The 12,210-nt window shown below is 64.8% G+C and carries 11 protein-coding genes and 1 tRNA gene; 7 read left to right on the top strand and 5 right to left on the bottom strand.

Going from position 1 to position 12,210, the window contains the following annotated elements; genetic code table 11:
- Positions 1–18: 18 nt before the first annotated feature.
- Positions 19–954: an FkbM family methyltransferase gene (locus AC1Q7F_RS09060; RefSeq protein ID WP_492505919.1), complete on the bottom strand. Its 936-nt coding sequence runs from the start codon at positions 952–954 to the stop codon at positions 19–21.
- 140 nt (positions 955–1,094) lie between these two features.
- On the bottom strand, positions 1,095–2,504 hold the full coding sequence (locus tag AC1Q7F_RS09055) for a class II 3-deoxy-7-phosphoheptulonate synthase (RefSeq protein WP_492505917.1): 1,410 nt from the start codon (positions 2,502–2,504) through the stop codon (positions 1,095–1,097).
- A 247-nt stretch (positions 2,505–2,751) separates the two neighbouring features.
- Between AC1Q7F_RS09055 and AC1Q7F_RS09050 the strand changes: the two genes are divergently transcribed.
- Positions 2,752–4,104, top strand: coding sequence for an AmpG family muropeptide MFS transporter (locus AC1Q7F_RS09050; protein WP_492505915.1), 1,353 nt, complete (start codon positions 2,752–2,754; stop codon positions 4,102–4,104).
- Positions 4,105–4,118: 14 nt separating this feature from the next.
- Here AC1Q7F_RS09050 and AC1Q7F_RS09045 read toward each other — a convergent pair whose 3' ends face one another.
- On the bottom strand, positions 4,119–5,735 hold the full coding sequence (locus tag AC1Q7F_RS09045) for a hypothetical protein (protein WP_492505913.1): 1,617 nt from the start codon (positions 5,733–5,735) through the stop codon (positions 4,119–4,121).
- A gap of 169 nt (positions 5,736–5,904) precedes the next feature.
- Between AC1Q7F_RS09045 and AC1Q7F_RS09040 the strand changes: the two genes are divergently transcribed.
- The 3 genes from AC1Q7F_RS09040 (at position 5,905) to AC1Q7F_RS09030 (ending at position 6,698) form a co-directional block, all read left to right on the top strand.
- Positions 5,905–6,108 (top strand): hypothetical protein, encoded by a 204-nt coding sequence (locus AC1Q7F_RS09040; protein WP_416572127.1) that lies wholly within the window; start codon positions 5,905–5,907, stop codon positions 6,106–6,108.
- 77 nt (positions 6,109–6,185) lie between these two features.
- A tRNA-Met gene (locus tag AC1Q7F_RS09035) sits at positions 6,186–6,260 on the top strand.
- Between the two features lie 156 nt (positions 6,261–6,416).
- Positions 6,417–6,698, top strand: a complete 282-nt coding sequence (locus AC1Q7F_RS09030) for a hypothetical protein (protein ID WP_492505911.1) — start codon at positions 6,417–6,419, stop codon at positions 6,696–6,698.
- A gap of 7 nt (positions 6,699–6,705) precedes the next feature.
- Here AC1Q7F_RS09030 and AC1Q7F_RS09025 read toward each other — a convergent pair whose 3' ends face one another.
- Positions 6,706–7,653, bottom strand: a complete 948-nt coding sequence (locus tag AC1Q7F_RS09025; protein ID WP_492505909.1) for a lysozyme family protein — start codon at positions 7,651–7,653, stop codon at positions 6,706–6,708.
- A gap of 244 nt (positions 7,654–7,897) precedes the next feature.
- Here AC1Q7F_RS09025 and AC1Q7F_RS09020 point away from each other — a divergent pair, with 244 nt between their 5' ends.
- Together AC1Q7F_RS09020 and AC1Q7F_RS09015 are read left to right on the top strand one after the other, a co-directional pair.
- A complete protein-coding gene (locus AC1Q7F_RS09020; RefSeq protein WP_492505907.1) occupies positions 7,898–9,694 on the top strand; it encodes an acyl-CoA dehydrogenase in 1,797 nt (598 codons plus the stop codon).
- A 155-nt stretch (positions 9,695–9,849) separates the two neighbouring features.
- On the top strand, positions 9,850–10,059 hold the full coding sequence (locus AC1Q7F_RS09015) for a hypothetical protein (protein ID WP_492505905.1): 210 nt from the start codon (positions 9,850–9,852) through the stop codon (positions 10,057–10,059).
- A 75-nt stretch (positions 10,060–10,134) separates the two neighbouring features.
- Here the strand turns inward: AC1Q7F_RS09015 and AC1Q7F_RS09010 are convergent, their stop codons facing one another.
- Positions 10,135–10,668: a sigma-70 family RNA polymerase sigma factor gene (locus AC1Q7F_RS09010; RefSeq protein ID WP_492505903.1), complete on the bottom strand. Its 534-nt coding sequence runs from the start codon at positions 10,666–10,668 to the stop codon at positions 10,135–10,137.
- A gap of 442 nt (positions 10,669–11,110) precedes the next feature.
- Here AC1Q7F_RS09010 and AC1Q7F_RS09005 point away from each other — a divergent pair, with 442 nt between their 5' ends.
- Positions 11,111–12,202: a glycosyltransferase family 2 protein gene (locus AC1Q7F_RS09005; protein ID WP_492505901.1), complete on the top strand. Its 1,092-nt coding sequence runs from the start codon at positions 11,111–11,113 to the stop codon at positions 12,200–12,202.
- Positions 12,203–12,210: the final 8 nt, after the last annotated feature.

Genomic DNA, 12,210 nt, shown 5'->3' with positions numbered 1-12,210 from the left:
TGGCTCATGGAAAAGGCTTCAGCGAAATAGATTGGCGAGATTGCGGTAAATGTCGAGGGTCACGGTGCGGCCCATGACGGTTGGCACCAGCAGATCGACAGCCCCCTCCGGCAGAAGCCCCGGCGCCAGCCAGCCGGCGGCAGCTGCCTTGTCCAGCAGTTCCACGGCGCAATCCGGCATTTCCCACAGATCCATGAAACAGGCGAGCTTCAGAACATCCACCGCCGCCGGCGCCGCCGCACCCGCTGGCAATGCCGCCAGATCGCGTAGATACACCACGTCACCGCCCATGACCTGGCCGAACGGGCTGATGCCGAAGCGGGTCGGCTCCATGTTCGGCATGGCCATCTTGGAAAATCGCCACGGCTTCAGATCGAACAGCGTGAACCCCAGGCCACGCATGTAAATATCGACATCGCTGAACAGGCAGCGGCCCTGGTGGGTTTCATGGAAATAGACCTCCAGTTCCACGCCCAGCACCCCGTCTGTCAGCAGGCGTTCGGCACCTTTCAGGATGTCCAGTTCGGTGCCTTCGGTGTCGATCTTGATGAAATCGACCTTGCCCAGCCGGTGCTCGCTGTTGAACTCATCCAGGCCGATCACCGGTACCTTGGCCTGTTCAAGCAGCGTTGCCTGTTCATTGAATACGCAGGAGCGCTCGATCCATTCCGGCTTGATCGGCAGGAAGGAAGACAGGGCGCGCCCCTGATAGACATTGATCGTGCCCTCCCCCCGCGTGCGTCCGACGGCATAGGGATAGACCACCTGCCCGTCCGACTCCATCTGGGTCGCATATTGCGGTTCAAAGCCGATCATCTGACGGTCGGGCGACAGAACCGCCCAGCGGGAATTGAAACCGCCCAGCGCACCGACATCGATCAACCGGAACGGGTTGGACCTGAACGTGCCCGCCTCGACCATACGGGTCGTGAACTTGCCACTTGGAACGGCCATATTACCCCAACCCGCGTTCAATTCCTTTTGGTGAACTATACGCGGTGGACAGGCAAATCTGGAAGCTTATTGATGGAAAACGGCCGGGGCGGACATGCCACCCCGGCCGCTTCCTTGCGACGATAATCCCGATGCGCGGCTTACTCCGCCGCCACCCGCGTGCGCGGCTGGCCGTCGCGCACGGCCTTCAGGCTTTCCGCGATCAGGAAGGCCAGTTCCAGCGACTGGCTGGCATTCAGGCGCGGGTCGCAGGCGGTGTGGTAGCGCAGGGCCAAGGCATGGTCGGTGATGGCCTGGGCCCCGCCCGTGCACTCGGTCACGTCCTGGCCCGTCATCTCGAAATGCACGCCGCCGGGATAGGCGCCCTCGGCCCGGATGACCTCCATGAAGCCCCGCACCTCACCCAGCACCCGGTCGAACGGCCGGGTCTTGTAGCCGGTGGAGGATTTGATGGTGTTGCCATGCATCGGGTCGCAGGACCATACGACCTGTCGGCCTTCGCGCAGCACCTTCCGCACCAGCGGGGCCAGCTTGTCGGCCACCTTGTCCGATCCCATGCGCACGATCAGGGTCAGGCGACCCGCCTCGTCCGCCGGGTTCAGGATATCGATCAGGCGGATCAAATCGTCGGGGTCCATGGTCGGCCCGCATTTCAGGCCGATCGGGTTCTTCACCCCGCGCAGGAATTCCACATGCGCGCCATCATGCTGGCGGGTGCGGTCGCCGATCCACAGCATATGGGCCGACACGTCGTACCAATCGCCACTGGTGCTGTCGATGCGGGTCAGCGCCTGCTCGTAGGGCAGCAGCAGCGCCTCGTGGCTGGTGAACAGCTCCGTCTCGCGGATCTGCGGCGTGGTGTCGCCGGTGATGCCACAGGCGGCCATAAAGGACAGGGTCTCGTCCAGGCGGTTGGCCAGATCCCGGTAGCGCTCGCCCTGCGGGCTCTTCTCCACAAAGCCCAGGTTCCACTGGTGCACCTTGTGCAGGTCGGCATAGCCGCCCTGGGCGAAGGCACGCAACAGGTTCAGCGTCGCCGCCGACTGGTTGAAGGCCTGAACCATCCGATCCGGGTCGGGGATGCGCGCCTCGGGCGTGAAGTCGAAGCCGTTGATGATATCGCCGCGATAAGACGGCAGTTCAACACCGTCAATCACCTCGGTATCGGCCGACCGCGGCTTGGCGAACTGGCCGGCCAGACGGCCCACCTTCACCACCGGCGTGGCGGCACCGAAGGTCAGGACCACGGCCATCTGCAGCATCACGCGGAACGTGTCGCGGATATTGTTGGGATGGAACTCGGCAAAGCTCTCGGCGCAATCGCCGCCTTGCAGCAGGAAGGCCTCGCCCCGCGCCACCTTGCCCAGATGATCCTTCAGCCGCCGCGCCTCGCCCGCAAAAACCAGCGGCGGATAGGCCGCCAACTTGGCTTCCGCGGCCTTCAACCGGGTTTCGTCGGGATAGGCCGGGACCTGCCGGATCGGCTTGGCGCGCCAGCTGTCAGGCGTCCAGCGCCCCGCGGTCCCCACCTTCTGCGTATCCGTCGACATGTCCTGCCTCATCCTTCTCAACATGTCCGCGCGGAGCCTCTTTCCCCGGCGATGGCATGTGCATATGGGTTGCCCAGCGTCGGCTTTCACCGGTGGGTCGAACTTTGTAAGCGCAGGTGTGGGTATTTTCCAGTCTTAACCACCTGCGTTTTGCGCAATGTTCGTGCGCAAATAGGCCGCGCGGACGGTCAAGCCCTTGCCTATACTCAAGGTCTTTCGTTTCCCCGCTCATATGACAGGACTGCCCATGACGGCCACCGCAGCGAACCCGGCCCCCGAAAAGGCCCCCATCGGCTGGCGACAGGTGCTGCACTCGCTCCGCCAGCGCAAAGTGCTGGTCATGCTGCTGCTGGGCTTCTCGTCGGGCCTGCCGTTCCTGTTGACCGGCAATACGCTGGGTTTCTGGCTGCGTGAGGGCGGGGCCGACCTGGCCACCATCGGGTTCCTGTCCTGGGTAGGCATCGCCTATTCCATGAAATGGATATGGTCGCCGCTGGTGGATCGGCTGGACGCACCCTTGTTCGGTTGGCTGGGCCGCCGGCGCGGCTGGATGCTTCTATCACAGCTCTTGATCGGTGCCGGTCTGTTCGGCATGGCGGCCGTGGGGCCGGAAGGTGGCAACCTGTGGAAGCTGGGCGCCTTCGCCCTGCTGGCCGCCTTTGCCTCGGCCACCCAGGACATCGTGGTCGATGCCTGGCGCATCGAAAGTGCCGAGGATGGCGCCGAACAGGGATTGCTGTCCGCCGCCTACCAGACAGGCTATCGCGCCGCCATGCTGGCCACCGACAGCCTGATCCTGCTGCTGGCGGCCGGTGTCGGCTGGCAGGCTTCCTATGGTGTGGCCGGCGCCATCATGGGGGTCGGCATCGCCGCCACCCTGCTGGGCACGGAGCCGATGCGCCATGCGCCGGCGGAAGGCTACTCGTCGGTACCGCTGTGGCGGATCGATGGCCTGATCGACGCCATCGCCGGGCCTTTCCTCAGCTTCCTGCGCACCTATGGAACGCTGTCAGTGCTAATCCTGTTGGTGGTTTCCACCTTCCGGCTGGGCGATTTCATGATCGGCCCCATGATCAACCCCTTCTATGTGGATCTGGGGCTGACGAAGGAGGTGGTGGGCACGGTACGCGCCTCGGTCGGCCTCTGGGCCTCGCTGGCCGGCATTGCCCTGGGGGGGCTGGCCTCGGTGAAGCTGGGTTTCCGGCGGACCCTGATCCTGGGTGCCGTGCTCGGCCCCTTCTCCAACCTGGCCTTCTCCGTCATGGCGCTCAGCGGTCCGGATATCGGCGTGTTCACAGCGGCCATTGTGGTTGACAACCTGTCCACCGGCTTTGCGGGCGTAGCGCTGACTGCCTATATGTCCAGCCTGACCAGCCTGGGCTATACCGCCACGCAATATGCCCTGCTGTCATCCTTCTATGCCGTTCTGGGCAAGATACTGAAGGGTTTCTCCGGACAGATGGTACAGGCGCTGGAGCCGGTGGCCGGGCAAATGGGGGCCTATGCCTGGTTCTTCGCCGGGACCGCCGCCATCGGCATTCCCGTCCTGGCGCTCTGCCTGTTCCTGGACCGCGCCGCCAGCCGGCAGCGGGCGGCCTGACGACCGCCCCCCTGTCAGAAGCCGCAGGGACAGGTACACATCGGCGGATTAGTGCCGCCACCGCCAGGACCCGTGCCGCCACCCGGATCGGTGCCACCACCGCCGGGGTTGGTGCCACCGCCCGGATTGGTACCGCCCCCAGGGTTCGTTCCACCACCTGGATTGGTGCCGCCACCTGGATTCGTTCCGCCGCCCGGATTGGTGCCGCCACCGGGGTTCGTCCCGCCGCCCGGATTGGTGCCGCCACCTGGATTCGTCCCGCCGCCCGGATTGGTGCCGCCACCGGGGTTCGTCCCGCCGCCCGGATTGGTGCCGCCACCGGGGTTCGTCCCGCCGCCGGGATTGGTGCCGCCACCGGGGTTCGTTCCACCACCTGGATCGGTGCCGCCACCGGGGTTCGTTCCACCACCTGGATCGGTGCCGCCACCGGGGTTCGTTCCACCACCCGGATTGGTACCACCGCCAGGGTTCGTTCCACCGCCCGGATTGGTGCCGCCACCCGGGTTCGTTCCACCACCCGGATTGGTGCCGCCACCCGGGTTCGTTCCACCACCCGGATTGGTGCCGCCGCCGGGGTTCGTTCCACCACCCGGATTGGTGCCGCCGCCCGGATTCGTGCCGCCACCGGGGATGCCACCGCCGCCTGGAATCCCTCCCCCTCCAGGGATGCCACCGCCACCCGGAATCCCGCCACCACCCGGATTGGTGCCGCCGCCGGGTATTTCCCCGCCACCACCGGGCGTGCCCCCGCCGGGGTTCGTTCCGCCACCCGGGTTCGTTCCGCCACCCGGATTCGTGCCACCACCAGGATCACCCCCACCGGGATTGCCACCACCACCCGGGTCGGTGCCACCGCCTGGGTTGCCGCCGGGCCCCCGGCCACCACCGCCGCGACCGCCGGTTCCGGCCACCACGCCACCGACACCGGCCGCCACGCCGGCCACGACACCCGGCACGACGCCGGCCCCGACACCGGCCGCCGTGGCCCCGGTGGCGCCGGCCCCGCCGCCCCCGCCACCACCGAGGTTGGAGGCGGCACCCGGGTCATCCTGTGCCACAACCTCTGCCACCTGCTGGTCGTCGCTGGCGCGGGTATTGATGTTGGTCAGCGTGTCATCGCCAAGCGCCACGACAGTGCGGCTGCCGGGATTGATCACTTCTCCGCCGATCAGCTGGATCTGGGTATAAAGGCCGGTGGCGACGCCCATGGCCGTGGCGATGGCGCCCAGGTTCAGCGGCTGATTGGCATAGATGACCGGATTCTCCACCATCGCCACCAGCACCACGCGTCCGCGCAGCACGCTTTCCATGAGATTGATGCCGACACGCACCTTGGCCGCCGTCATCGCCGTGGCCGTGGCCGTGGCCGTGGACGCAGCGCCGCCACCGCCCACCGTCACCCGCAGGTCGCGGATTTCCAGTTCCGGCGGAAAGCCACTGACCGTCTCCGGTTCCGCCCGCACCCTGATGCCGCGCAGGGCCCCGTCATTCATGCTGGCCAGCACCCGTTCCGCCCGGCCCGGAATGTCGAAGGCGAATGGCGCCAGCAGCACCAGCAGGGTGGTGATGACGCTGGTATAAAGGATGAAGCGGAAGAACCAGCGGAGCGGCGTCAGCAGCAATCGCAACATGGCAGGCGGACCGGCAAGGGGAGAGAGGACCGCATCCTACAGCGCCACCACCCCCAAAGTCTTGTGGTCGATGCAGCGTATCGCCACCATAAATGGACAGGGTGGACATAGACACCGCCTGCCCGCATCTTCTGCCTCCGGACCCAAGCCGCCACAGGTGCCCCGCCCCATGTCGCCGCCCGAACCCAAACTCTTCATCTTCCGCTGGCGCAATGATGCCGGCAAGGAGACGGAATTGTCCTGCTGGGCCGCGACCGAGCGTGACGCCGAACAATCGGCGCTGCGCGCCGGCTGGCCAGGCCATGACGGCACCCGCATGGGCCGCTACCGCGCCCAGCTGAAACGCCACCTTCTGCGCGACGAGGATTTTTGAAAACAGGTGTTGACAGAGCCGACGCAGTTTCATAAATAGCGGCTCCCGTTCGGGACCACCCCGGACAGGCCAGTTTCGGCACCGTAGCTCAGCGGTAGAGCAGGGGACTCATAAGCCCTTGGTCGGGTGTTCAAATCACCCCGGTGCCACCATATCCAGCCCCGTCGGAGATGCCTCCGGCGGGGTTTTGCTTTTCAGGCCCCCTGCCCCGTCGACAGAATCGATCATACGACGGTGAACCATTGGCCGGTTCCAGGCATTATACCTTGGTAGCCCATCAAGGCACGCCAAACCGGCCCGGAGGCCCCATGAACGAGCAGACCAGGAAGAATATCGCGCGCGCCGGCATGCTGTTGCTGCTGGCCCTGTGTGTCACGGCATGCGCCAACCAGCCCGCGCCCACGGCGGTACAGCCGCTGCCGGGCATCCTGTGGGGCCTGATCCATGGTTTCCTGGCGCCCTTCACCTTCCTGGCCAGCCTGATCCTGGACATGCGGATGTACGCCTATCCCAATGACGGGCTCTGGTACGATTTCGGCTTCGTACTGGGTTCCGGCATCCTGTTCGGGGGCGGCAGCCGGGCGGTTTGAACCTGCATCAAGCCGCCACAAGGCTCGCCGAGGACAGGTTGGGACCGACCTTCAGACCGTAGCCGTTGTTGGCGCGGCCCTTGGCCTGTTCCTCGCCATCGCTGTCGCGCGCACCGGAACCGGTGCTGCGCTCCTTCTCCTTCTCATCGGACGATGGCAGGGCCAAGCTGTCCAACATCATGATGGTGAAGGTGGAGATCGGTTCCTTGCCCGTGGCGGCCGAACGCGCACCCGTCAGCCAGGGCTGGGAAGACGTATCTGCCGCCTGCACCGTACCCAGGGTGGTGGAACCGGCAAATTGTGCCGGGGCATCGTCGAACTTGGCCGCGAACCGGTCGAAGATCTGGCCCACCGATTTGGGCCGCGTGCCGTCATAGAAGACGTTCAGATTGGCCTTGGCGGCGTCGGGCAGCAGGCTGGCCGCCGGCTGGTTGGGGTTCTTGTCCATGGCCTTCAGGAATTTGGCGGCCCCACCGGCGCCCAGGAAATGCGCCATGTACAGTTCGGTATTGCCCACCGGCCGGCCCAGTTCACCCTCCAGATAGGTCTTGTTGTCATTGGCCAGTTCGGCGGCGAAGATGGCCGACAGGCGCGGATCCTTGCGCAGGTTCAGGATTTCCTTGCGCGTGGCGGGGTCGGAGACGGAACCATTGTTGATCTTGTCGGCATAGACACCCAGCCCGTACTTGGCCCCATGCTGTTCCACCATGTTCAGCCAGGTGCCCTCGGTGAACTGGAACAGGCCGGTGGCGCTGCTGGTCGATGCCTTGATATCCGTGCGATAGCCGCTTTCAACCCCCGCCTTATCCATCAGATAGGCAAAATCGACCCCCGTGGCGTCGCTGGCCTGCTGGACGGCGCGGACGACATGGGCCGGGGCATTGCGCGAAGCGCCCTGGCTGGCGGTCGTGCTGCTGCCCTGCTGGTTCAGAAGGTTGAGGCTGCTGGTCGTCACGGCACTTTACTCCACACTGGGCACTGGTTCCGCCAGGGGTGAAGCAATCGCCGTGCCAAGCGAGATCAACACCTCTGTGACATGCAAAGTCTGGTGACGGATGCTTCCTTTTACGTTAACGTAATGACCAAATCGCTCAGTATTTTCGGCAAGCCTTGTCGGAGCGCCGGGCGATCTTTCATGATATGAACCGGACGGGCGGGCGCTGGAACCGCCCCCAATGCTGCTGGGAGGACAAGGCCAAATGACCGCTTACAACGCACCGCTCCAGGATATGCGCTTCACACTGAACCATGTGGTCGGCCTCGCCCAGGTGGCCGGATTGCCCGGCTACGACGTGGTGACGCCTGATCTGGTGGACCAGGTCCTGGACGAGGCCAGCAAGCTGGCGCGCGACGTGTTGGCGCCGCTGAACCGGGTGGGCGACCAGAATGGCGCCAAGCTGGAGAACGGCACCGTCACCACCGCCCCCGGCTTCAAGGATGCGTATTGGAAATATGCCGAAGGCGGCTGGAACGCCGTGCCGTTCGATCCGGAATATGGCGGCCAGGGCCTGCCCTGGACCCTGGCCCTGCCGATCCAGGAGATGTGGACCTCGGCTAACATGTCCTTCTCCCTCTGCCCCATGTTGAACCAGGGTGCGGTGGAACTGCTGCAGGCCCACGGGTCGGAACAGCAGAAGCGCACCTACCTGGAAAAGCTGATCAGCGGTGAATGGACCGGCACCATGAACCTGACGGAGCCGGGTGCCGGTTCCGACGTGGGTGCTGTTCGCACCAAGGCCGTGCCGAATGAAGACGGCACCTGGCTGATCACCGGCCAGAAGATCTTCATCACCTATGGCGAACATGATTTCACCGACAATATCATCCATCTGGTCCTGGCCCGCACGCCCACGGCCCCGGCCGGCGTGAAGGGCATCAGCCTTTTCGTCGTGCCGAAATTCATGGTGAACGAGGATGGCAGCCTGGGCGCGCGCAATGACCTGCGCTGCGCCGGGCTGGAGCACAAGATGGGCATCCATGCCAGCCCCACCGCCGTCATGGCCTATGGCGACAATGGCGGCGCCGTGGGTTTCCTGGTGGGGGAGGAGAATCGCGGCATCGAATATATGTTCACGATGATGAACAATGCCCGCCTGGGTGTTGGTCTTCAGGGCATGGCCATTGCCGAACGCGCCTATCAGCAGGCGGTGGAATATGCCAAGGGCCGGGTGCAGTCCCGTGCCCTGACCGGCAAGGACCCTGCCCCCGTCGCCATCATCAAGCATCCGGATGTGCGCCGCATGCTGATGGCGATGAAGTCGCAGATCGAGGCGGCCCGCGCGCTGGTCTATCTGACGGCCTCGGCCCTGGACAATGCCCATAGCAACCCGGACGCCGAAGCCGCCAAGGCTGCCAACGCGCTCAACGATCTGCTGACCCCCATCACCAAGGCCTGGTGCACCGACCTGGGCGTGGAACTGACCAGCCTGGGCGTGCAGATCCATGGCGGCATGGGCTTCATCGAGGAGACGGGTGCCGCCCAGCATTATCGCGATGCCCGTATCGCCCCCATCTATGAGGGTACCAACGGCATCCAGGCCAACGACCTGGCCTTCCGCAAGGTGCTGCGCGATGGCGGCACTGCCGCCTTCGCCCTGATCGCGGAAATGCGGGAAACCGCTGCGGCCATCGCCGCCCAGCCGGGCGACGACATGGCCAGCATGGGTTCCGGGCTGGCCGACGCCATCGATGCCGTGGAAACGGCGACGAAATGGGTGGTGGCGACCGGCAAGGGCGACCAGAATGCCGTCGCCTCGGGTGCGGTGAATTATCTGCGCATGTTCGGCGTGACTATCGGTGGTTACCTGACCGCCAAGGCCATGATCGCCGCCAATGACCTGCTGCGCGAGCCGGGGGCCGATGCCAAGTTCCTGGATGCCAAGATCATTACGGGCCGCTTCTATGCCGACCAGATCCTGCCGCAGGCGCGTGGCCTGCTGAAGGTGGTGACCGACGGCCATCGCGCCGTCAACGCCCTGGCGGATGACCAGTTCTGATCTGACCGTTGCAACGGGCGGGTAGTAATGGACCCGCCCGATCCGACGAAGGGCATAGGCCCAACGTTTGCGTGTCTAGGCTTTGCGTGAAATAGACTTTTCGATCGGTTGGGTTCCAGAATATCACCCCTAGACAGAGGGCGGGAGGAAACCCCATGACCGAAGCGCCGACCAACGAATTGCGCCTGCTGGCCGCAAAGATTGCGACGTCCTATGCCCAGGCAAACCCGGTTGGGCCTGATCAACTCACAGGGGTGATCCGCCTGGCCTATCAGGGCCTGCAACGCTGCATCACCCCGGTTGCGGTGACGGCACCCGTCGTTGAGCGCAAGAAGCGTCGTCGCGGCCGGCCGTCGGCATCGTAGTCAATCATTTGTGCCAACCGGCACATCAGCGAACACCATAAGCCCACGGCCCCTTCCCATGGCCGTGGGCTTATTTTATGCCCGGCCTTCGACTTCGCCATCCATCAGGCGGCGCAGCGTGCCGCGGGCCCGCGACAGGCGGGACTTCACGGTGCCGACCGACACATTGGCGTCGCGGGCGGCCTGTTCGTAGCTGATGCCATGGATGGCGACCATCACCACCATGTCACGCTGGTCGGACGGCAGCCGGGCCATGGCGCGACGCAGGTCACGGATCTGCATGCGGCCCATCTGCCGGGCGGGTGTGCCCCCCAGTTCGGCACCATCGCAATCATCGATGGCGACATGATTGCGGTTCCGGCGCAGACCGTTGATATGCAGGTTGCGCAACATGGTGGACAGCCAGGCCCGCAGGTTGGTGCCCTCTTCCCACAGATGCAGGCGGGTCAGGGCGCGCTCCATGCATTCCTGGGCCAGATCGTCGGCCACGGCACCGTCGCGACACAGCCCCAACGCATAGCGGCGAAGATATTCGCGCTCGGACGCCACCAGGTGGGCCAGATCGGGGCGGGCAGAAGCGGTGCTGATGCTGGGGATGCTGATAGCCATAATCATCTCCTTCGTCCAGATAAGATGCAAGTTCTGAGAGACCATCTGTCGAATATAGAGCGATATCCGATCTATTAATGGCCTGACCCGAATTCGGGCCGACTTGTCGTCGATCATTTCCACGTTCGTGATTTAGGGAATCTTTACCCCGACGGTGTCATGATTGTGGCGGGAGGTGCCCAAGTCTCGTTCTCTTTAGTCGGAGCCAGATGGATATAGACCGTCTGTTCCAACCACCGCGCCCCATTGGAAAACCGGTGAGGATGCGCTATATCGACCGGACAGGTGGAGTATGGCGCGTACCGGTGCCGCCGGTGGGGCCTATAACCCTCCGGTTGGCTGGCGGTCCGAACGGCAAAGGCTTAGTGTCCGCAACTTGAAGCGACGAAGCCGGCGACCAGCGTCAACGACCCCGTCGCGCGCCTTATCCCAAGGACACGTCATGTCGTCGCCCACCTACCAGGACCCGTCGAAAACGCCCACCACCCTGCGCCCCCTGAACGAGGCCACGGTGTTGTCCGTCGTCCTGCCCATGCATAACGAGGCCGACAATATCGACGCCCTGTTCGCGCGGCTGCAGCCCGTGCTGGAGCGGCTTGGCGTACCGTACGAGATCGTGTGCGTGGATGATGGCTCGCGCGACGATACCTGGGTCCGGCTGGCGTCGGCGCATGCTGCCAACCCGCGTATCCGTCTGGTGCGGTTCAGCCGCAATTTCGGCAAGGAAATGGCCATGACCGCCGGCCTGCGCCACGCGTCGGGCCGGGCTGTCGTGCTGATGGACAGCGACCTGCAGCATCCCCCGGAAGTCATCGAGGCGTTCTATGCCCATTGGCAGGCCGGGGCCCAGGTGGTGTTCGGTGTGCGCCGCTCCCGCGACACCGACCCGCCCTTGCGCCGTTTCCTGACCCGCCGTTTCTACAAGATTCTGGACGCGATGTCGGAGGTGCCGCTGCCGCGCGACGCCGGCGACTTCCGCCTGATGGACCGTGCGGTGGTCGACTCGCTCAACCTGATGGGCGAACGCACGCGCTTCATGAAGGGGCTGTATAGCTGGGTCGGGTTCCGCCAGGTTGCCGTGCCGTTCGACACGGCGGAACGCCATGCCGGCACCTCCACTTTCAGCACCTGGAAGCTGTTTCGCTTCGCCATGGACGGCATCGTCTCCTTTTCCACCCTGCCATTGCGCATCTGGTCCTGGCTGGGTTTGGGCGTGGCAGCCATCGCCGTGATCTATGGTGCGCTGATCCTGTTGAAGACCATGATCTTCGGCATCGACGTGCCGGGCTATGCCTCGCTGATGGTTGCCACCCTGTTCATCGGCGGCGTGCAACTGATCTGCCTGGGCGTGCTGGGCGATTATCTGGGCCGCGTCTTCACGGAGGTGAAGGGACGCCCGCTCTACCTCGTCGCCGACAGCGTCGGATTCGCTGCGTCCGGCGTTGAGGAAACGCGGACAGACCATCGCCACCACCATGCGCCCGCCCCCCTTCCCGCCGCCTTGCCCGACCGGCGCAGCAGCGGGACGAACTGACCGGCGCC

This window comes from Niveispirillum sp. GW835-FHT14G11 (assembly GCF_058793615.1).
This window is presented reverse-complemented; position numbering and strand designations above follow the sequence as displayed.

Coding starts and splice junctions, on each gene's coding strand:
- AC1Q7F_RS09060 (WP_492505919.1), bottom strand. CDS start 954: ATGGCCGTTCCAAGTGGCAAGTTCACGACCCGTATGGTCGAGGCGGGC.
- AC1Q7F_RS09055 (WP_492505917.1), bottom strand. CDS start 2,504: ATGTCGACGGATACGCAGAAGGTGGGGACCGCGGGGCGCTGGACGCCT.
- AC1Q7F_RS09050 (WP_492505915.1), top strand. CDS start 2,752: ATGACGGCCACCGCAGCGAACCCGGCCCCCGAAAAGGCCCCCATCGGC.
- AC1Q7F_RS09045 (WP_492505913.1), bottom strand. CDS start 5,735: ATGTTGCGATTGCTGCTGACGCCGCTCCGCTGGTTCTTCCGCTTCATC.
- AC1Q7F_RS09040 (WP_416572127.1), top strand. CDS start 5,905: ATGTCGCCGCCCGAACCCAAACTCTTCATCTTCCGCTGGCGCAATGAT.
- AC1Q7F_RS09030 (WP_492505911.1), top strand. CDS start 6,417: ATGAACGAGCAGACCAGGAAGAATATCGCGCGCGCCGGCATGCTGTTG.
- AC1Q7F_RS09020 (WP_492505907.1), top strand. CDS start 7,898: ATGACCGCTTACAACGCACCGCTCCAGGATATGCGCTTCACACTGAAC.
- AC1Q7F_RS09015 (WP_492505905.1), top strand. CDS start 9,850: ATGACCGAAGCGCCGACCAACGAATTGCGCCTGCTGGCCGCAAAGATT.
- AC1Q7F_RS09010 (WP_492505903.1), bottom strand. CDS start 10,668: ATGGCTATCAGCATCCCCAGCATCAGCACCGCTTCTGCCCGCCCCGAT.
- AC1Q7F_RS09005 (WP_492505901.1), top strand. CDS start 11,111: ATGTCGTCGCCCACCTACCAGGACCCGTCGAAAACGCCCACCACCCTG.